Source organism: Rhodococcus sp. MurmanLake-1, from assembly GCF_056945715.1.
On record NZ_JBWZNF010000004.1, the window covers coordinates 104,774 to 125,854 of the forward strand.

Here is a 21,081-nt window from a genome sequence, read left to right on the forward strand (position 1 = left end):
GGCCACAGTCGTTCGTGCAGGGTGTCTGGGGGGTGTTCGGCTAGATCGGGTTGCCGAGTTCCTTGAGGGGAGCGCGGAACGTCTCCTTGGCGGTGAACGCGGAGATCGAGCAGATGACGCAGGCCACCGATGTCAGAATGGCAACGGGCATCCAGTGTGTCTTGTCCCCGCCCATGAGGGCGTTGCCGATGGCGGGCGCAAAGCCTGCGAGGGCGAAGCCGACCTGGGTGCCGATCGCGATGCCGGAGTAGCGGACCTTGGTGTTGAACATTTCGGAGTAGAACGACGGCCAGATGGCATTCGGGGCAGCGTAGAAGACGGACATCAATCCGATTGCGGCCAGGAAGATCAGCGGGACGTTGCCGCTGGCGATTGCGCCGAAGTACACGTAGATGAACACCGCGCTACCGAGGGCGCCACCGATGAACAGCGGCCTGCGACCGATCCGGTCGGAGAGAATCGCCCACGCGGGCTGGCTGAGCAAGGCCACGGCGTTGGCTGCGATAGCCACCCAGAGCATGGTCGACTTCGGGATCCCCACTTCCTCGGTGGTCGCGAAGGCGAGTCCGAAGACGGAGAAGATGGTCGAGACGACGGCGATGAAAGCGCAGCAGATCACGCGAATCAGATTTGCGCTGTGGGTGCGAAGGAGATCGGCAACAGGCAATTTGGCGACGGCCTTCGACTCCTGCTGCTCGGTGAACTCTTCCGGCTCTTCGAGCTTGAGACGCATGATGTATGCAGCCACGAGAACGATCAGGCTGCCCCAGAACGGGATTCGCCAGCCCCACGTGTAGAGGATGTCGTCGGGGAGTGCGGCGATGGGCAGGAAGACGAGGCTGGCGAGGATGAAGCCGGCCTGGGTGCCGTTGAGGGTCCAGCTGCAGAAGAATGCCCGTCGACCTTCGGGAGCATGTTCGAGAGTCAGTGAGCTGGCGCCACTCTGTTCGCCAGCGGCGGAGATGCCCTGAGCGATTCTCATCAGGACCAGCAGTATCGGTGCAAGAACTCCGATCGAATCCGCGCTGGGAATACATCCGATGAGGAATGTTGCTGCGCCCATCATGATGAGCGTGAGCAGCATGATCTTCTTGCGGCCGACGCGGTCACCGAAATGGCCGAGGACTACAGCGCCGAGGGGACGCGCGACGTACGCGACACCGAAGGTGGCCAGCGAAAGCAGTGCCGCATGTCCGCTGTCCGGGAAGAACACGGTGGGGAAGATGAGTGCAGCGGCGGAGGCGTAGATGTAGAAGTCGTAGTACTCGAGCATGCTGCCGAGAAACGACGACGTTGCGGCGCGCTTGACCTTGGTCGTGTCCGGCCTGGCCAAGGATCCCGCCTCGGGGCCGGACGGTGTAACCGTGCTAGCTGACATGCTCATCTCCTGGGTGGAAGCGTCGTGGAGGCTCTACATCCGCCGATGGTGTTCGTATCGAGAACGTCTGTGCGGAGAGCGATACAAGGAATGTAACCGACGCCACAGCGACTACACAAGATTATTAACCAAATAGTTCATAAAAATCTACCGGCGGACTCTTCGCACGTCGAAACCGCAGTTCAGGCGGTCAGGAGCCTGGCTGCGCGGCGGCCGCCACCAACTGCGCCACCTGTTCCTCGGTGATGCCGAGGCCGAAGGTGGCGAGTTTTCCGAGCGGCATCGAGCCTGCGAGTGCCATCATCTCGGGGCTGACCGCCTGTGCGCCGTCGCCCGCTGCGGCAGCCATGGCGGCGCCGAGAACTGCGCTGCCGACGGGATGGGCGAGCCATTCGCCGATGGTCGACATGGCGTCGAGCGTGCCGACGCCGACGTTCCCGGCCAGGGTGATCGTGTCGGTGGTTGCGATGTCCCGAGACGAGAAGCCGACGCGGATCTCGTAGTCGCCAGGTTCGATCGCCCAGTCCTGCGCCGCGACGGACCAATAGGCGAATGCCCTGGTGTCGAGCGTGATGGTCACAGTCGCGGATTCGTCGGGGTCGAGGTGGACCTTGGCAAAGCCCTTCAATTCCTGCGCGGGTCGATCGATGCTTGCCGAGGCGTCGTGGACGTAGACCTGAACGACGGTGCTGCCCGATCGGTCGCCGCTGTTGCGCACGGTGACGGTCACTTCGGCGGAGTTCTCACCGGCCTCGACGGAGGTATCGGTGATGTCGAAGGTGGTGTAGCTCAGCCCGAACCCGAACGGGTACGCCACTTCGCGCAGCGCGGAGTCGTAGTAGCGGTATCCCACGTACAGGCCTTCGCCGTAGCGGACGTGCTGCTGTGATCCCGGGAAATGCAGATACGACGGATTGTCTTGGAGGCGAAGCGGAATGGTCTCCGTGAGGCGGCCGGACGGATTCGTGATGCCGAACAGAAGATCGGCAATCGCCGAGCCGCCCGCCTGGCCGAGTAGCCAACCCTCGAGGATTGCGGCGGCATGATCCTTCCAAGGCTCGGTCGAAACCACACCGCCGTTGGCGAGCACGACGACCGTGTTCGGGTTCGCGCCGTGGACCGCTTCCAGCAGGGCGATCTGGTCAGCCGGCAGTTCGATGTCGGTTCGGTCGAATCCTTCGGATTCTGTGGCGGACGGTAGTCCGAGGAACAGCACCGCGACGTCAGCGCGGCGTGCGGCGTCGACAGCCTCGGTGACCATGTCGTCGTTCGGAGTGCCGTCGAAGGTGAAGCCCGGTGCGAAAGTGACGCGGTCGGCGCCTTCTAGGTCGAGGATCGCGTCCAAGGCATTGTCGAGCTTGGTGGGAACCACCTGTGAACTGCCGGCCCCCTGGTACCGCGGGCTGCACGCGAATTCGCCGATCACCGCGACAGTTTGCCCGCCGGGGGTCAGCGGCAGTAGTTCTCCGTCGTTGGCCAGCAAGACAGCGGACTCCGCTGCAGCGGTCCGTGCCAGTTCGTGGTGACGCTCGACGTCGTACGTGTGGCCCTCGGTGCGCGCGGCGGCGGTGCGTTTCACCAGCGTAGACAGGCGCTCGGCGGCAGTGGTGAGCACTGATTCGTCCAGGTCGCCGCCGCGCACGGCGTCGACGATCTGGGTATCGGTTCCGGTCGGCGGCATTTCCAGGTCGAGGCCCGCGGCGAGTGCCGCCACGCGGTCGTTGACCGCTCCCCAGTCCGAAACGACGAGGCCGTCGAAGCCCCACTGTTCGCGGAGTACCTCGGTGAGCAGCCAATGGTTCTGGCTCGAGTACACACCGTTGATCTTGTTGTACGAGCACATGACCGTCGTCGGGGCCGCGGTCTTGACGGCGTATTCGAAGCCGGCCAGATAGATCTCGCGCAGCGTCCGTTCGTCGACGTCGGCACTGACTCTCATCCGGTCGTGTTCTTGGTTGTTGGCAGCGAAGTGCTTGAGCGAGGTTCCGACGCCGCGAGACTGGATGCCGGTGATCAGCGCTGCCGCGACGCGGCCGGAGAGGAATGGGTCCTCGGAGACGTATTCGAAATTCCTGCCACACAAGGGTGACCGTTTGATGTTGATGCCTGGGCCGAGGAGGACCGAGACCTGTTCGGCTTTGGCTTCGTCGCCCAGAGCCTCACCGACCTGGCGGATGAGGTCGAGGTTCCACGACGAGCCCACCCCGACCGCCGGTGGGAAACATGTCGCTGGAATGCTGTGGCCGAGTCCGAGTGCGTCGCCGCCCTCGGGTTGTTTCCGGACTCCGTGCGGACCGTCGGTCAGGAGTATCGATTCGATTCCGGCAACGGACTGGCTGTGCCAGAAATCCGAGCCGGACGTCAACGACGCCTTCTCCTCGAGTGAAAGCCCGTCTACGTAATTCTCGGTCACGTCATTCCTCCCGGTGGCAGCTGTGAGTTCCACTCACCACCGTAGGGGGATTTTTCGGACTTCGGGGTAGGTCAGGACGGCGCCTTCGAGGTCAGGAACGCAACAACCATGTCGCCGAGCATTGTTCGAAGATGCTCACGATGCGTCGAGTCGGTCAGATCGCGGTCGAAGAGCGCTTTGAAGGTGTACCGATTGGCGATACGAAAGACGCAGTAACTGCTGATCACCATGTGAATGTCGAGAGCATCGACGTCGGAGCGGAATGCCCCAGACTGCTGCCCGTCGTGCAGGATCTGCGAGACCAGGTCGGCGGCAGGGGCGCCGAGGCCGCTGAGTAACTCGGATTTCTCGATGTGCTCGCCGCGGAGCATGTTCTCGTTGGCCACGAGGCGAATGAAATTCGGGTGCTGTTCGTGGTGGTCGAAGGTGAGTTCGGCCAAAGCGCGGACTGCTGCCGTGGGGTTCAATCCCTCGAGATCGAGTTCACGTTCCTGCGCACGAATGACGCTGTACGCATGCTCGAGTACCGACTTGTACAGCCCTTCCTTGTCGGTGAAGTAGTAGTAGATCATGCGCTTGGTGGTATGCGTCTTGGTTGCGATCTCGTCGACTCGGGCGCCGGCGAAGCCTTTGTCGGCAAACTCCTCGGTGGCGACGGCGATGATGTTCACCCTGGTCAGATCGCTGTTTCGGCGTCGTTTCTCCGGCTTCGACACCACGGAGTTCACTGACTGCTCGGAAACCATGTGCTCACTCTATCTGCCAGCAGTTTGTCGACTTTGCTTGTCGAGTTCGCGTCGGGGGAGTAACGTCCAGTGAACTAACTCACTAGTTCGTACATTAGTTTCGAGCGTCAACCCCGAGGTGCCCCTGATGACTCCATCTCTACCGGTTCTGGTTCTCAACGGACCCAACTTGAATTTGTTGGGCCAGCGCCAACCGGAGTTCTACGGGAGAGGCACCCTGGACGACGTCGTTTCCCGCTGTGAAGCGGCGGCCGCGAAGTTCGGCGCGGTGGTCGAGGCAAAGCAGTCGAACCACGAGGGCCAACTGATCGATTGGGTCCACGAGGCCAGGGGAAATGTCGCGGGCATCGTCATCAATCCCGGTGGGTACTCGCACACCTCCGTTGCGTTGCGCGACGCTCTGGTCACACTGGATGCCCCCGTCGTGGAGGTGCACATCAGCAACATCCACAGTCGCGAAGAATTCCGTCACCACTCGTATGTCTCCGGCATCGCCGACGCCGTCATCTGTGGATTGGGAATCGACGGATACAGCGCCGCAGTCGAATTCGTCTGCATCCGAGAAGGGAAGAACTGATGAGTGATTCGATCCTCTGCGGTCTGATCGGCACCGGAATCGGAGCCTCCTTGACTCCGATCATGCACGAGGAAGAAGGGCGCAGACAGGGCCTGCCGTACATCTACCGCATCCTCGATCTCGACGTGATGGGAATGGCGCCGTCGGACATCGGTGAACTTCTCACCTATGCACGACGTTTCGGCTTCCGCGGCCTCAACATCACTCACCCGTGCAAGCAGTTGGTGATCGAACACCTCGACGAGCTCTCGCCGGATGCGAGCAGGCTCGGTGCGGTGAACACGGTCCTCTTCGACTCCGGCAAGGCGATCGGACACAACACTGATTGGTCGGGCTTCGGCCGAAATTTCGACGACGGACTTCCCGGCGCACAGCTCGATCGTGTCGTGCAGCTCGGTGCCGGCGGAGCCGGTGCGGCGGTTGCCTATGCCGCGCTCACCCGCGGCGTCGGGACACTGACGTTGGTCGATTCGAGCCTGCCTCGCGCGGAGGAACTTGCACAAACCTTCGCGCAGCAGTTTCCGGCGCAGGTTGTCGAGGCGCGGCACACGAGCGACCTCGCCGAAGTGCTCGGCAGCGCAAACGGATTGATCCACGCGACTCCGATGGGAATGGCGGCTCATCCTGGAATGGCATTCTCGCCAGATCTGCTCCGTCCAGATCTGTGGGTAGCGGAAATCGTCTACCGCCCGCTCGAGACCGAGCTGTTGCGTCAGGCGAGGTTGATCGGAGCCCCGACGCTCAGCGGAGGCGGAATGACTGTCTTTCAGGCCGTCGACGCGTTCCGGATCTTCACGGGCATCGAGCCCGACAGTAAGCGGATGCTCGCGCACATGACGGAACTCGTGCACGGCGAACAGACTGCGGCAGCGCTGTGAGTGCCCCGGTCCGGACGTCGATCGCGACGGTATCGCTCAGTGGGACTCTCGAGGAGAAGCTCGACGCCATCGCTGCTGCCGGCTTCGACGGCTTCGAGGTGTTCGAGCCGGATTTTGTCGCTTCGCCGTGGTCCCCGAAGGAATTGCGAACGCGGGCTGCGGATCTGGGCTTGACCCTCGATCTGTATCAGCCATTCCGTGACTTCGACACGGTGGACGAGGCCCAATTTGCTCGGAATCTTGTTCGAGTGGAACGCAAATTCGAGCTCATGGATCAACTGGGGTGCGAGACGCTCCTGGTGTGCTCCTCGCCCCTGCCGACCGCAAGTCACGATGACGGTCAGTTGACAGAGCAATTCGGAGCTCTCGCCGAACTGGCGTCCGAGCACGGCAAGAAGGTTGCCTACGAGGCGCTCGCATGGGGTGCCCACGTCAACACGTACGGTCATGCTTGGAGGATCGTCGAGGGAGTCGATCACGCGGCGCTCGGAACCTGTTTGGACAGTTTCCACATCCTCTCGCGCGGTGACGATCCCGCCGGAATTCGCGAGATTCCCGGCGAGAAGATCTTCTTCCTCCAGTTGGCGGACGCTCCGTTCTTGGCGATGGACATCCTCCAGTGGAGCCGGCATCACCGAAACTTCCCGGGGCAGGGCAGCTTCGATCTCAGTGCGTTCGCTCAGCATGTCTACGCCACCGGTTACGACGGACCGTGGTCGCTCGAGATCTTCAACGACGTATTCCGACGCGCGGACACCCAGCGGACGGCAATCGACGCTCATCGGTCGCTCCTCCATCTGGAAGAACAGGTCGCCGCCGCGAACCCTGCCGCCGGTGGACCCACGCTGTTCACCGCCCCGGAGCGCACCCCGCTCGAAGGGATCGTGTCTCTGCGAATCGCTGCGGGTCCGGCTAAACAGGACCAGGTGCACTCGATGCTCTCCCGCGTCGGTTTTCATCTGGTCGGACGGCACCACGATCACGACTTGCAGTTGTGGCGGCACGGACCGCTCACCGTTGCCGTCGACGCGACAGCGGGCACGGTGTGGACGGCGCCCGGGCTGCCCGCGGATCTGCCGGTTCTCACTCAGATCGGCATCAGGGCAACCGAACCCGAAGTGTGGGGAGAGCGCGCTCTGGCACTCGAAGTACCGGCGACGCGCGTGCAGTTGCCCGGTTCGAGCGACGAGAACTCCGAGGTACCGGACGTCGTACGCTTGAAGGTCACCGATGCGACATCGATCGACCTTCGTGGCCCTGGCAGCGCTGCAGCGTGGGAATCGGCATTCGAGATCTACCCGCTGCCCGCCGAGCGCAATCGTGAACAGGGCGCAGTGTTCACCGGGATCGACCACGTGGCACTGGCAGTTCCGGCGGAGAGTTGGGACGGCATCATGCTGCTCCTGCGTTCCGTGTTCGAGATGCAACCGCACGAGGGGCAGGACGTCACCGATTCGGTCGGACTCATGCGGAGCCAGGCACTCACGCTCGTTCAGGACGGTGACGGACATACCCTGCGGATCTCACTGAACATGGTGGAGGGCAGTCGAAGCGGGCTGCCGATGGTCCGTCGCGGCGGCGTCAGCCACGTCGCTTTCGCGTGTGAGAACATCTTCGGTGCCGCTGCGTCCATGCAGGACTGGGGCTTTGCTCCGCTACCCATTTCCCCGAACTACTACGACGATCTGGACGCACGTTTCGGCCTGAATTCAGAACTGCTCGACCGGATGCGCAGCGCCGGAATCCTTTACGACGCTGACGCCCGCGGTGAGTTCTTCCACCTGTTCACCCCGACGGTCGGGGGAGACCTGTTCTTCGAGGTCGTGCAGCGAGTGGGTGGATACGAGGGCTACGGGGAGGTCAACTCCGCTGTGCGACTGTCGGCTCAGTTGCGCGCGAATCAGACGTGACCTCGACTCGGTGCGGGTGCGAGTAGATATTCATCGAATCGCCGCGGATGAAACCGGCGAGGGTCAACCCCGATTCCTGTGCCAACTCCACGGCCAATGACGACGGCGCGGAGACTGCGCCCAGAATCGGAATGCCCGCCATGACGGCCTTCTGGACGAGTTCGAACGACGCCCGCCCACTGACGATCAGGATCGTGTCGTAGAGCGGCACTCGGCCGTCGGTGATTGCCCAACCGATCACCTTGTCGACTGCGTTGTGCCGGCCGACGTCCTCGCGCAGCGCCAGGAGTTCGCCGGTGGCGGTGAACAATCCGGCTGCGTGCAGGCCTCCGGTGCGCTCGAAGATCCGTTGGCTCTCCCGAAGCGTGACCGGCATGGCCGACATGACGGTGGAGGTGACGGAAGTCGTGTCACCGACCAGCGGATGCCGAGTGGTGGTTCGGACGGCATCGAGTGACGTCTTGCCGCACACGCCGCACGCGGAACTGACGACGGTGTTGCGATCGGTGGTGTGATCGGGCAACGGCACTCCGGGAGCGAGCGCGATGTCGAGGACGTTGTATGTGTTCGCGCCGGTTTCGTCGACGCCGTCGCAGTACCTGACGACGCTCACGTCGTCGCGGGTACCGATGACGCCTTCGCTGAGAAGGAATCCGTGGACGAGGTCGACGTCGTTGCCTGGTGTTCGCATCGTCACGGCCAGCACCTGACCGCCAACCCTCATTTCGAGTGGTTCTTCGACGGCCAGCGTGTCGGGGCGCGTGACGACCCGATCACCCGAGATTCGAACGACCGGTGTTCGTGCGGTGACCCGTCCCATCTCAGGCGCCTGATGCTTCGAGTCGAACAGTGACGGCCTTCGAGACCGGCGTGTTCGACTTGGCTGCAACGTGTTCGAGGGGAACGAGCGGATTTGACTCGGGGTAGTACGCCGCCGCATTGCCGCGGGGGGTGTCGTAGGAGACGATGCGGAATTCCGTGACCCGACGCTCTTCGAGTGTTCCGTCTGGTGTTGTCCACTCGGACACGATGTCGACGAGATCGCCGTCGCGGAATCCGAGTGCAGTGATGTCTTCGGCATTGACGAGGATGACCTTGCGTCCGCCCTTGATACCGCGGTATCTGTCGTCGAGGCCGTAGATCGTGGTGTTGTACTGGTCGTGGCTGCGCATGGTCTGCAGTATCAGGCGCCCGCTCGGAGTGGGTATCCAGTGCAGTTCGTTCACGCCGAAGTTGGCTTTGCCGGTGTGCGTGCGGAACTCACGCGAGTCACGCGGTGGGTGTGGGAGCTGGAATCCATCCGGCTGGCGAACCCGGGTGTTGTAGTTTTCGCATCCGGGCACCACTCGTGAGATGGAGTCGCGAATCAGGTCGTAGTTGCCCTCGAAGGCCGACCAGCGGACGGAGTGATCGCTGCCGAGTAGCTCGCGGGCGAGTTGGCAGATGATGGCGACTTCGCTACGTAGGTAGGGGCTGACCGGCGTGAGGCGTCCGCGCGACAGGTGCACCATGGACATCGAATCTTCCACGGAGACAAGCTGCTTTCCGCCGGCCTGGACGTCGAGGTCCGTACGTCCGAGGGTGGGCAGGATGATTGCGGTCTGCCCGTGAACGACGTGGCTTCGGTTCAGTTTGGTGGAAACCTGAACGGTGAGTTCGCATTGGCGCAGCGCGGTTTCGGTGGCTGCGGTGTCCGGGCTGGCCTGGATGAAGTTGCCGCCCATCGCCATGAAGAAGCTTGCCTTGCCGGCATTCATCGCGCGGATCGCGTCCACGGTGTCCCACCCGTGCTTGCGAGGGCTCGAGATCGAGAACTCGGTGTCGAGCGCGGCCAGGAACTCTTCCGGCATCTTCTCCCAGATGCCCATCGTGCGGTCACCCTGGACATTGGAGTGTCCTCGCACCGGACAGACCCCGGCACCGGGTTTGCCCATCATTCCACGCATGAGCAGCAGGTTGACCGCTTCTTCGATGGTGGCGACTCCGTGTGTGTGCTGAGTGATGCCCATGGCCCAGCAGGTGACGGTTCGCTCGGATCGGGCAAGCGCGGCAGCCGTTTCCTCGAGCTGCGCCATCGACAGGCCCGTCGCCTCGAGTACCGTGTCGAGATCGACCGCGCGGATGTGCTTCTCGTATTCGTCCCAACCGGCGCAGTAGCGGTCGACGAATGCGCGATCGACCACGGTACCGGGAGCGCGATCTTCCTGCTCGAGCAGCAGCTTCCCCAGACCTTGGAACAGCGCCATGTCGCCGCCCAGCCGGATCTGCAGGAACTCGTCCGCGATGTCGACTCCGTGCCCGATCACGCCGGAGACTTTCTGCGGATCCTTGAACCGTCGCAATCCCGCCTCGGGGAGGGGATTGATGGCAATGATCTTGGCGCCGTTGCCCTTTGCCTTCTCGAGTGTCGAGAGCATTCGAGGGTGGTTGGTGCCGGGATTCTGTCCGGCGATGAGGATGAGATCGGCGTTCTCGAGGTCGGGAACCGTCACCGAGCCTTTGCCGATGCCGATGGATTCGGTCAGTGCGCTTCCGGACGACTCGTGACACATGTTGGAACAGTCGGGCATGTTGTTGGTGCCGTAGCTACGAATCATCAACTGGTAGAGAAACGCTGCTTCGTTGGACGTGCGACCGGAGGTGTAGAACACTGCTTCGTCCGGCGACGCGAGGCCGTTCAGATGTTCGGCGATCAGTGCGTACGCGCCGTCCCAGTCGATCGGCTGGTAATGGGTTGCTCCCGGGGTCAGGACCATCGGGTGCGTCAGTCGGCCTTGTTGGCCGAGCCAGTAATCGGTCTTGCCTTCAAGGTCGGCGATCGAGTGCTCCGCGAAGAATTCAGGCGTGACCGTGCGAAGCGTTGCTTCCTCGGCAACGGCCTTCGCTCCGTTCTCGCAGAACTCGGCGGGCTTGCGATGTCCGGGAGTCTCCGGCCACGCACACCCCGGGCAGTCGAAGCCGTGACGCTGGTTGAGCCTGGTGAGCGTTCGGGCGGTCCGCAGGGCTCCCATCTGCTCGATTCCTCGTTGCAGCGACACCAGAACAGCCGGCACTCCGGCGGCGTAGTCCTTGGGGTGCGTGACTTCGAGATCCGATTCGTCGATGTCTTTCGAGGGGCCCTGGCGCGTCATGTCTCCATACTGGCCCGAACGGCGCGGTACTGCCATCGAATGGGCCGGTCGAACTCACCGGAATGCGACATTCATCGGCTAGCCTTACCTACCGAACGAGCGGACTTAAGGGGTAAGAGCATGGATCGAACGGACGCAGGTCGGCTGACCCGGCGCGGATTTCTGATCGGCACGTCGGGAGCGTTGCTGGCATTCGCCGCAGCCTGCTCCAGTTCGAACGACGAGGACACGCCCCCCAGCGGGGACTCTGCGGGATCGATCACCCACAAATTTGGGGCTACCGAGCTGCCCGAGGATCCGCAGCGGATCGTCAGTGTCGGATACAACGATCAAGATGCGATCCTCGCCCTCGGTGGGACTTTGGTCGGAACCTTCGACTGGTACGGCGATTACCCCTACGGTGTGTGGCCATGGGCGCAGCCGTTGTTGAACGGGGCGACTCCCGAGATCATCGGAACCGCGGGCACCACCATTCAGATGGAGAAGGTCGCTGCCACGACACCCGACCTGATTGTCGGCACCTACTCCGGGCTCACTCAGGCGCAGTACGACAAACTCAGTGCCATTGCGCCGACGGTGGCGCAGCCGAAGGAGTTCGCGGATTACGGAATCCCCTGGCAGAACCAGACGACCATCATCGGCGAAGCGCTGGGGCAGCAAGGAAAGGCCACCGAGCTGATCGCCGGCGTCGACAAGAAGTTCGCCGACGTGAAGACGGCCAATCCGGCGTTTGCCGGCAAGACCGTTCTGGTCGGCGCGTTGAAGGGGCCGGGGCAATTCGGGGTCTACGGACCGGAAGACCCCAAGGTGAGGTTCTTCACTGAACTCGGATTCGTGAATCCGCCTGTCACCGATCAGATCACGGGTAACTTCGCCGAGATCAGCACCGAGCAACTCTCGCTTGCGGACGTCGACGTACTCGTCTGGTACGCCGGTGGTGGCTACGGCGACAAGCTTCGGGCGGAATTGGACAAGACCCCGATCTACCAGGAACTCGACGTCGTGAAGGACGGCCGCGCGATCATTCTGGAAGACGCTGCTGCCGAAGCCATGACGTGGAGCACCGTACTGAGCTTGCCCTATGCGCTCGAACAGATTCCGCCGCGGATTGCGGGCTTGCTCGTCTGATCGGTTCAAGGACAGCGCTGTTCAAAGTCCAGGGATTCGGACAGTCGGCGGTACTCTCGCCTCATGGGTGTACACGTGCGGCCGGCTGTCCGATCCGATATTCCGGCGCTGTCGGCGGTGTTGGCCGAGGCGTTCGAAGATGATCCTTTGATGGCCTGGATGTTGCCGGACGAGGACTCCAGGGCTGAGCGCCTGACGAAACTGTTTGCCGCAGAAGCTCGTTACCACCACTTCGCCGGTGGCGGTGTCGAGGTAGCCACCGATGACAACGGCGTGATCGGCGGGGCAACTCTGTGGGATCCGCCGGGGCGGTGGAAGCAGTCGTGGATTTCCGGGCTCGTGAGCCTGCCCGCAATGGTGCGTGTCTTCGGCAGGGGGCTACGACACGCGGCCGAGGTGAGCTCCGTTCTCGAAGGAGCACATCCGAATTCGCCGCACTGGTATCTCGCGACGGTCGGGACCGGCAGCGCGGCGCGCGGTGGGGGATACGGCAAAGCCCTACTGAACTCCCGGTTGGAGCGTTGCGATCGTGAACACGTCGACGCTTACCTCGAGAGCAGCAAGGAATCGAACATCCCGTACTACAACCGCTTCGGTTTCGAAGTGACCCGTGACATCGTCATGCCAGGCGGCGGGCCGACGATCTACGCAATGATGCGTCAACCGCGGGGCGCGTGATACCAACTAGTGGTGACCCAGATTCCCGAGCTCCACGCAGGCACACCGTTCGACGAACTCGACGACTACATCGCCTTGGCCAGGTTGTCCGGCCTGGTGTTGTCACCCGACGGCTCGCTGCTGATCTGCGCGCGCGCCGTTCTCGACGACAAGAGCGCCGAATACGTGTCCTCGTTGTGGGAGATCGACCCGGAAGGTCGGCGTCCGGCGCGTCGGTTGACCTGGGGCTCGACCAGCGAGTCCGGTGCTGCCTTCGCGTTCGACGGCGACGTGCTCTTCACCGCCACGCGAGCCGTGCCGGGCGAGAGCGATCCGCAACCCGCACTCTGGCGCTTGCCCGCGGCGGGCGGAGAAGCTCAGCTGTTGATCTCACGTCCCGGTGGTGTCTCGTCGGTATCAGCGGCCAAGGCGGCGCCGACGTTCGTGGCCCAGACGTCGGTCATGGCTTCGGCGATCAGCCTCGACCAGGACGATCAGGTGCGATCGGCGCGCAAGGACAAGAAGGTCACGGCGATGCTGCACACCGGGTATCCGGTGCGCCACTGGGACCACGACCTGGGTCCCGATCATCCGCATCTGGTTGTCGCCGAGACAGATTCGAAGGAATCCGTCGAATTGCGGGACATCACACCAACTGCGGGCGCGGCGCTGCGAGAGACGTCGACCACGATTTCCGACGACGGTCTCTTCGTCGTGACAACGTGGACTGTCGGCGATGCGAGTGCCGCCCGCCGATCGACGTTGGTTCGGATCGACACGGTGACCGGCGACCGAACCACCCTTGTCGACGAGGCTGACGCGGACGTCTACAACCCGGTGCTCTCGCCGGACGGAACCAAGCTCGCGTTCATCCGGGAGACTCTCACCACGCCGGAGTCCGCACCGCGAATGACTCTGCAGCTCTACGACTTCGGATCCGGTGCCGTGACCGGCGTGGCCGACGGCTGGGATCGCTGGCCTACCTCACTTGCCTGGCTACCCGACGGATCCGGGCTGGTGGTCACCGCCGACGACGGCGGCCGAGGGCCGATCTTCACCATCGACCTGTGGGGCCAGCCGGTGCGCCTGACAGCCGACGACGCGGCGTACACCGATGTTCGAGTGGCGCCGGACGGCGAGTCGATCTACGCGTTGCGAGCCTCGTACGAAGCGCCCCCGCACGTGGTGCGGGTGGATCTGGGATCCGGTGAGATCACCGCACTTCGTGGACCCGACGCATTGCCGGAGCTGCCGGGAACACTGACCGAGATCACCGCTCGCGCCGAGGACGGTTCGACAGTCCGGAGTTGGTTGGCACTGCCGACCGGCGCCGCACCGCACGCGCCGGTGCCGTTGCTCCTCTGGGTCCACGGCGGTCCACTCGGTTCGTGGAACACCTGGTCCTGGCGGTGGAACCCGTGGCTGCTCGTCGCCAAGGGCTATGCCGTACTGCTGCCCGATCCCGCACTCTCGACCGGATACGGGCAGGACTTCGTCCAGCGCGGGTGGGGTCAGTGGGGCAAGGCGCCCTTCACCGATCTGATGGCGATCACCGATGCTGCCGTCGCGCAGCCCGAGATCGACCCCAAGCGAACCGGCGCGATGGGTGGTTCGTTCGGCGGTTACATGGCCAACTGGATCGCCGGCCATACCAACCGTTTCGACGCGATCGTCACCCACGCAAGCCTCTGGGCACTCGATCAATTCGGCCCGACGACGGACGCGGCCTGGTACTGGCAACGCGAGATGTCGCCGGAGATGGCCGTCGAGAACTCGCCACACCTGTACGTCGCGGACATCACGACTCCGATGCTGGTCATCCATGGCGACAAGGACTACCGGGTTCCGATCGGTGAGGGCTTGCGACTCTGGTACGAACTGCTCGCCGAGTCAGGTCTGCCCGCCGACGACGACGGGAAAACGGACCATCGCTTCCTGTACTTCCCCGACGAGAATCACTGGGTGCTCAAGCCGCAGCACACCAAGATCTGGTACGAGGTGGTCACCGCGTTCCTCTCCGAGCACGTTCTCGGCGAAGATGTCGCGCTGCCGGAGATTCTGGGCTGACGCGCGCGTGCCTCGTTCGGCTGAAGCAGCCGAACGAGGCACGATCGTCTTCGCGCGGATCCGGACCGGACTCAGGCGTCGGGGCAACGAACGGTGTACGCCCACTCGGTGTGGTCGGGGCCGGTGACGCGAACCAGCACGGACGATGCACCGCCGGCGGGCACGTTGACGACCGCCGAACCGGTTCCCTCGTTGATGTTGTCGCCGATGTATCCGGTGCTGTGGATCAACCGTCCTTCGTAGTACACCTCGATCAGGTCCGGGATGTCCTCGGTTTCGTAGCCGAGTACGAACGACGTCGGTCCGCCGCGGCCGAGTTCGTGCTTGGTGCTGGTGATTCCTGCGCCGCCGGAGACGGTCGAGGCGTCACACCGTTGCGTGGGTGCAAACGATCCGCCGCCGCCGCTGCCGCTGGCCAGCCCACTGAGAATGTCCCTGACGTTGCCACTGGCCAGGCCGTTGACGATGTCCGTCGCGCTGGTCGAGCCGGCGTTCAGGCCGCCGAGGACGTCGTTGAGGTTCCCAGTGGCGATCCCGCCGACGATGTCGCCCACGCTGCCGCTGGCGATGCCGTTTGCGATGTCGTTCCCGATATCGCCGACGCTTCCGTTGATCGTGGCGCTGCCACTGTCGATGCTTCCTTGCACACTTTCTTCGATGCCGGGGGCAGCGGACGCAGTCGCCGGAAGCACGAGGGCAACCGCCGCTCCGATCGTCGCGGCCGCCGCCAAGGTTCGAACGCTGGGAGGGCGAGAACTCCAGTTGTTCAACATATTTGCTCCACAGGTAGTTGGTCGGTCGTCCTTCAGAGCGATCCTGTCAGCGGAGCGGATCGGTGAATATCGTTTGTTCGGCTGACCCCGGACTGCGGGGCAGTCGTTCGTGTGCGCCGCGGCGGCCGACGGGCGAATTCGTTCACGACGGGGGAGTCATTAGGATCAAGTGGTGACCAGTGCAGCTCCAGAGAACCCCCAGACCCCCGCCGACGCCCTACCCAAGAGCTGGGACCCCAGCGCTGTAGAGGCCGATCTGTATCAAGGCTGGGTAGACGCCGGGTACTTCCAGGCCGACGCGACCAGCGACAAGCCCGGCTACTCCATCGTGCTGCCGCCCCCGAACGTCACGGGCAGCTTGCACATGGGCCATGCCCTGGATCACACCCTCATGGACGTGCTCAGCCGTCGCAAGCGGATGCAGGGCTACGAGGTGCTGTGGCTACCTGGCATGGACCACGCCGGTATCGCCACGCAGTCCGTCGTCGAGAAGCAGCTCGCTGCCGACGGCAAGACAAAGGAAGATTTCGGCCGCGACCTCTTCATCGACAAGGTCTGGGACTGGAAGCGCGAATCCGGTGGAACTATCGGGGGCCAGATGCGGCGCATCGGTGACGGTGTCGACTGGAGTCGCGATCGTTTCACGATGGACGAGGGCCTCTCGCGCGCCGTTCAGACCGTCTTCAAGCGCATGTTCGACGAGGGTCTGATCTACCGCGCCGAGCGTCTCGTGAACTGGTCGCCGGTGCTGCAGACCGCGATCTCCGACATCGAGGTGAAGTTCGAGGACGTCGAGGGTGAGCTGGTTTCCCTGCGCTACGGCTCGCTCGACGACAACGAGCCGCACGTCATCGTCGCGACCACTCGCGTCGAGACGATGCTCGGTGATACCGCAGTGGCGGTCCATCCCGAAGACGAGCGCTACAAGCACCTCATCGGAACCACTCTCGATCATCCGTTCACCGGGCGTCAGATTCCGATCATCGCGGACGACTACGTCGACCCCGAGTTCGGAACCGGCGCAGTGAAGATCACGCCGGCTCACGACCCCAACGACTTCGAGATGGGCCTGCGGCACAACCTGCCGATGCCCACCATCATGGACAAGACCGGCAAGATCGCCGACACGGGAACCGAATTCGACGGTATGGACCGCTTCGAGGCTCGCGTCAAGGTTCGCGAAGCTCTCGCCGAGCAGGGCCGCGTCGTCGCCGAGAAGCGCCCGTACCTGCACAGCGTCGGGCACTCCGAGCGCAGTGGCGAGGCCATCGAGCCTCGTCTCTCGTTGCAGTGGTGGGTCAAGGTCGAGACGCTCGCCAAGGCTGCGGGTGACGCGGTTCGCAACGGGGACACCGTCATTCACCCGGCGAGCCAGGAACCGCGATGGTTCGACTGGGTCGACAACATGCACGACTGGTGCATTTCCCGCCAACTCTGGTGGGGCCACCGCATTCCGGTCTGGTACGGCCCCGAGGGTGAAGTTGCGTGCTTCGGTCCCGACGAAACGGCACCGGAAGGCTGGGTCCAGGATCCCGACGTCCTCGACACCTGGTTCTCCTCGGGACTGTGGCCCTTCTCGACGATGGGCTGGCCGGACAACACGCCCGAGCTCGAAAAGTTCTATCCCACCAGCGTTCTCGTCACCGGCTACGACATCCTGTTCTTCTGGGTCGCCCGTATGATGATGTTCGGCACCTACGTGTCCGAGGACGAGTCGATCACCGCCGGTCCGGGTAAGTCCGGTGCGCAGATGCCGTTCAAGGACGTGTTCCTGCACGGACTGGTCCGCGATCAGTACGGCAAGAAGATGTCGAAGTCTCGCGGCAACGGTATCGACCCACTCGACTGGGTCGATCGTTTCGGCGCCGATGCCCTGCGATTCACACTCGCGCGCGGCGCCAACCCGGGCAGTGACCTGTCCGTCGGTGAGGATTCGGCGCAGTCCTCGCGCAACTTCGCGACCAAGTTGTTCAACGCGACCAAGTTCGCACTGATGAACGGCGCTGCTCCCGCGCCGCTGCCTGCTCGAAGCGAACTGACCGACGCCGATCGTTGGATCCTCGACCGTCTCGACACGGTCCAGGCCGAGGCGGACGCCGCATTCGATCGCTACGAGTTCAGCAAGGCGTGCGAAGGCTTGTTCCACTTCGCGTGGGACGAGGTCTGTGACTGGTACCTCGAACTCGCCAAGGTGCAGTTCGCCGCCGACGAGGCTGTCGCCGCGAACACCCGCGCCGTGCTCGGCAACGTTCTCGATGCACTGCTCCGCCTCCTGCACCCGGTCATTCCGTTCGTGACCGAAACCCTGTGGAAGGTGCTCACCGGCGGCGAATCCGTCGTCGTCGCCGACTGGCCGACGTTGTCCGGTGTGGCGGTCGACGCCCAGGCCGCCACCAGGATCGAAGACACGCAGAAGCTGATCACCGAGGTGCGACGTTTCCGAAACGATCAGGGGCTCAAGCCTTCCCAGAAGGTTCCGGCTCGTGCGTCCGGGCTCTCGGAGGCAGGCATGGACGGCCAGTTCGCCTACGTGGCGGCGCTTGCCAAGCTGACCGAACCCGAAGAGGGGTTCACCGCGTCGATCTCCGTCGAGGTGCGTCTGAGCCAGGGCACCGTCACGGTCGACATCGACACCTCGGGCACCATCGACCTCGGCGCGGAGAAGAAGCGTCTCGAAAAGGACCTCGCGGCAGCGCAGAAGGAGCTCGTCACCGCTGACAACAAGCTGGCGAACGAGGCCTTCCTGGCGAAGGCGCCCGACGCCGTCGTCGACAAGATCAAGACACGTCGCCAGATCGCCGTCGAAGAGATCGAGCGCATCACAGGACGTCTGAAGGAGTTGGCCGACAAGTGAGTTCGTACGAGCCGTCCCAATTCGACGCTCAGAGTTCGGTTCCGACTCCGGTCGACATCGCCGAACTGGCGCTGGTGGAAGCAGAACTCGACAAGCGTTGGCCTGAGACCAAGATCGAGCCGTCACTGACTCGTATCGAGGCGCTCATGGATGTCCTGGGCTCACCGCAGCACAACTATCCGTCGGTGCACGTCACGGGAACCAACGGCAAGACGTCGGTGACGCGCATGATCGACTCCTTGATGAGCGCTCTGCATCGTCGTACCGGCCGAACCACCAGCCCTCATCTGCAGATCGCGACCGAGCGGATCAGCATCGACGGTCATCCGATCTCCCCGCGGCTCTACGTGGACACGTTCCGCGAGATCGAGCCGTACGTGCAGATGATCGACGCACAGTCGCAGGAAGCCGGGGGACCGGCGATGAGCAAGTTCGAAGTGCTCACTGCGATGGCCTATGCGGCATTCGCGGAGGCTCCGGTGGACGTCGCCGTGGTCGAGGTCGGCCTCGGCGGACGCTGGGACGCCACGAACGTGATCGACGGACAGGTCGCGGTGATCACGCCGATCAGCCTCGATCACGCCGAGTACCTGGGCACCGACCTGGCCGGAATCGCGGAGGAGAAGGCCGGGATCATCAAGAAGGGCCGCGAGGACTTGGTTCCGGTGGACACCGTCGCGATCATCGCCGAGCAGACTCCAGAAGTCATGGAGGTATTGCTGCGCCGAGCAGTCGAGGTCGAGGCCGCGGTCGCGCGTGAAGGCTCGGAGTTCAAGGTGCTTGCTCGCCAGATCGCGGTAGGTGGACAGCAGCTCGAACTTCAAGGCCTGAGTGGTGTGTACACCGACATCTTCCTCCCCCTTCACGGTGAGCATCAGGCGCGCAACGCCGCGCTCGCGCTCGCTGCCGTCGAAGCGTTCTTCGGCGCCGGTCCGGATCGACAACTCGATCAGGACGCTATCCGCAACGGGTTCGCCTCGATCGTCAATCCCGGTCGCCTCGAACGTGTTCGGAGTGCGCCGACGGTCTTTCTCGACGCCGCCCACAATCCCGACGGTGCGCGTGCTCTCGCCGCCGCACTGGCCGCGGAGTTCGACTTCCGCAAGCTCGTGGGAGTTGTCAGCGTGATGGCGGACAAGGACGTCGACGCAATCTTGACCGCATTCGAATCCGTCTTCGACGAGATCGTCGTCACCCACAACGGGTCACCCCGGGCGATGGATGTCGAGGAGCTGGCGAACATTGCCGTCGCGAAGTTCGGCGACGAGCGCGTCGTCGTGGCGCCGGTGCTTGCCGACGCGTTGGAAGTCGCGATCGAAATCGCCGAGCAGGTCGCCGAACCCGGCGAAGCCGTATCAGGGGCAGGTGTGGTGGTGACGGGATCCGTCGTGACCGCAGGCGCCGCCCGCACGCTGTTCGGAAAGGACCCCGCGTGAGTACCCCGTCAGATGCCAATCCCGAGTCCGGAGGCCACGAGCCCGGAGACCCCGAGTCCGGAGACACTGCCGGCGAGTTCGGGCCTCCGACCAAGGACCCCTGGAAAAGTTTCCGCGGAGTGATGGCCGGAACCCTGATCCTCGAGGCGATCGTCGTGCTGCTGGCTTTGCCGGTTGTCGCGGTCGTCGGCGGTGGCCTCACCGCGGCCTCCGCGGGATTCATCATCGGGTTGGCGGTACTGATGATTCTGGGAGCCGGCGTCCAGGGCAAGCCGTGGGCGATGGGGTTCAACGTCGCACTGCAGGTGATTCTTCTATTCGGATTCTTCGTCCACCCGTCGATTGCCGGTGTGGCGATCACCTTCGGGATCGTCTGGGGATACCTCGTCTACCTGCAGAGAGACATCAAGCGCCGGATGGACAAGGGCCTGCTTCCCGGCCAGCGGGACTGACCATTTAGGCTGTCCGCTGTGACTGAGCGCACCCTCGTACTGATCAAGCCCGACGCCGTTGCCCGTGGATACGTAGGAGAAATCCTCAGCCGTATCGAGCGCAAAGGCCTGACAATTGCAGCACTCGAACTCCGTGTAGCTTCCGAAGAGGTGGCTGGTAGCCACTACGCAGAACACTCCGAGCGCCCGTTCTACCCGAGCTTGTTGGAGTTCATCACGTCCGGTCCGCTGGTGGCCGCAGTGCTCGAAGGCCCCCGCGCCATCGCTGCTTTCCGTCAGTTGGCCGGCGGAACCGACCCGGTCGACAAAGCTCTTCCGGGCACCATCCGTGGCGACTTCGGACTCGAAGCGCAGCAGAACCTCGTTCACGGCAGTGACTCCGTGGAGTCGGCAGAGCGCGAAATCGCTCTGTGGTTCCCCGCGCTGTCGTCCATCTGAATCTTCGATCGGGGCCTCTGGCCCACATGTAACGGGCCTCCGGCCCACATGAACGGGCCTTCGGCCCACATCTCCACAGCGAATTCTCGGCACGTATCCCACATCGGTGCGCCCTTTGCAGTTGCAGGCGCGTTGGTGTGGGATACTGCTTTCAGTTGAACCGCAATTTGTTTTACGCACGTTCAACCGGATGACACCTAGGTTCGATGCCCTTTCATCGCTGCTCCAGGTCAACAGGAAATC

Annotated in this window: 16 protein-coding genes; 10 read left to right on the top strand and 6 right to left on the bottom strand. The window is 63.5% G+C overall.

Annotated elements, in window-relative coordinates; genetic code table 11:
* Positions 1 to 40 precede the first annotated feature (40 nt).
* From AC2ETI_RS13340 to AC2ETI_RS13350, 3 genes are all read right to left on the bottom strand, one after another.
* Complete coding sequence (locus AC2ETI_RS13340) at positions 41 to 1,378, bottom strand: MFS transporter (protein ID WP_483634023.1); 1,338 nt, start codon at positions 1,376 to 1,378, stop codon at positions 41 to 43.
* Between the two features lie 190 nt (positions 1,379 to 1,568).
* On the bottom strand, positions 1,569 to 3,791 hold the full coding sequence (locus tag AC2ETI_RS13345) for a glycoside hydrolase family 3 C-terminal domain-containing protein (RefSeq protein WP_060939201.1): 2,223 nt from the start codon (positions 3,789 to 3,791) through the stop codon (positions 1,569 to 1,571).
* Positions 3,792 to 3,862: 71 nt separating this feature from the next.
* Entirely contained in the window at positions 3,863 to 4,537 is a 675-nt protein-coding gene (locus tag AC2ETI_RS13350; protein ID WP_269577847.1) for a TetR/AcrR family transcriptional regulator, read from the bottom strand.
* Between the two features lie 127 nt (positions 4,538 to 4,664).
* Here AC2ETI_RS13350 and aroQ point away from each other — a divergent pair, with 127 nt between their 5' ends.
* The 3 genes from aroQ to AC2ETI_RS13365 are packed head-to-tail and all read left to right on the top strand — an operon-like array spanning position 4,665 to position 7,902.
* A complete protein-coding gene (gene aroQ, locus AC2ETI_RS13355; protein ID WP_046378774.1) occupies positions 4,665 to 5,114 on the top strand; it encodes a type II 3-dehydroquinate dehydratase in 450 nt (149 codons plus the stop codon).
* A complete protein-coding gene (locus tag AC2ETI_RS13360; RefSeq protein ID WP_269577846.1) occupies positions 5,114 to 5,992 on the top strand; it encodes a shikimate dehydrogenase in 879 nt (292 codons plus the stop codon). Before aroQ ends, AC2ETI_RS13360 begins: the two co-directional genes overlap by 1 nt.
* Entirely contained in the window at positions 5,989 to 7,902 is a 1,914-nt protein-coding gene (locus AC2ETI_RS13365; protein ID WP_483634024.1) for a TIM barrel protein, read from the top strand. The genes AC2ETI_RS13360 and AC2ETI_RS13365 overlap by 4 nt, the downstream gene beginning before the upstream one ends.
* On the opposite strand, the gene fdhD is transcribed toward AC2ETI_RS13365, so the two are convergent.
* Both fdhD and AC2ETI_RS13375 read right to left on the bottom strand, forming a co-directional pair.
* Positions 7,853 to 8,722 carry a formate dehydrogenase accessory sulfurtransferase FdhD gene (gene fdhD / locus AC2ETI_RS13370; protein WP_428691933.1) on the bottom strand — a complete coding sequence of 290 codons (870 nt, stop codon included), beginning with the start codon at positions 8,720 to 8,722 and terminating at the stop codon, positions 7,853 to 7,855. The two genes, AC2ETI_RS13365 and fdhD, sit on opposite strands and share 50 nt — an antisense overlap.
* 1 nt (position 8,723) lies before the next feature.
* Positions 8,724 to 11,033, bottom strand: a complete 2,310-nt coding sequence (locus tag AC2ETI_RS13375; protein ID WP_189637310.1) for an FdhF/YdeP family oxidoreductase — start codon at positions 11,031 to 11,033, stop codon at positions 8,724 to 8,726.
* A 120-nt stretch (positions 11,034 to 11,153) separates the two neighbouring features.
* Between AC2ETI_RS13375 and AC2ETI_RS13380 the strand changes: the two genes are divergently transcribed.
* From AC2ETI_RS13380 to AC2ETI_RS13390, 3 genes are all read left to right on the top strand, one after another.
* Complete coding sequence (locus AC2ETI_RS13380; RefSeq protein ID WP_019749076.1) at positions 11,154 to 12,161, top strand: iron-siderophore ABC transporter substrate-binding protein; 1,008 nt, start codon at positions 11,154 to 11,156, stop codon at positions 12,159 to 12,161.
* Positions 12,162 to 12,224: 63 nt separating this feature from the next.
* A complete protein-coding gene (locus AC2ETI_RS13385; protein WP_003944518.1) occupies positions 12,225 to 12,839 on the top strand; it encodes a GNAT family N-acetyltransferase in 615 nt (204 codons plus the stop codon).
* 12 nt (positions 12,840 to 12,851) lie between these two features.
* Positions 12,852 to 14,885, top strand: a complete 2,034-nt coding sequence (locus AC2ETI_RS13390; protein ID WP_069146890.1) for a S9 family peptidase — start codon at positions 12,852 to 12,854, stop codon at positions 14,883 to 14,885.
* Between the two features lie 71 nt (positions 14,886 to 14,956).
* On the opposite strand, the gene AC2ETI_RS13395 is transcribed toward AC2ETI_RS13390, so the two are convergent.
* Entirely contained in the window at positions 14,957 to 15,658 is a 702-nt protein-coding gene (locus tag AC2ETI_RS13395) for a hypothetical protein (protein WP_483634025.1), read from the bottom strand.
* A gap of 172 nt (positions 15,659 to 15,830) precedes the next feature.
* Between AC2ETI_RS13395 and AC2ETI_RS13400 the strand changes: the two genes are divergently transcribed.
* From AC2ETI_RS13400 to ndk, 4 genes are read left to right on the top strand one after another with little or no spacing between them, the layout of a single operon-like run.
* Positions 15,831 to 18,512, top strand: a complete 2,682-nt coding sequence (locus AC2ETI_RS13400; protein WP_483634026.1) for a valine--tRNA ligase — start codon at positions 15,831 to 15,833, stop codon at positions 18,510 to 18,512.
* The gene (gene folC, locus AC2ETI_RS13405; protein ID WP_019749072.1) at positions 18,509 to 19,948 is read left to right on the top strand and encodes a bifunctional tetrahydrofolate synthase/dihydrofolate synthase; all 1,440 of its coding nucleotides are present in this window, start codon (positions 18,509 to 18,511) and stop codon (positions 19,946 to 19,948) included. Before AC2ETI_RS13400 ends, folC begins: the two co-directional genes overlap by 4 nt.
* Entirely contained in the window at positions 19,945 to 20,400 is a 456-nt protein-coding gene (locus AC2ETI_RS13410; protein ID WP_019749071.1) for a DUF4233 domain-containing protein, read from the top strand. The genes folC and AC2ETI_RS13410 overlap by 4 nt, the downstream gene beginning before the upstream one ends.
* Before the next feature lie 18 nt (positions 20,401 to 20,418).
* Entirely contained in the window at positions 20,419 to 20,838 is a 420-nt protein-coding gene (gene ndk, locus AC2ETI_RS13415; protein ID WP_042952256.1) for a nucleoside-diphosphate kinase, read from the top strand.
* Positions 20,839 to 21,081: the final 243 nt, after the last annotated feature.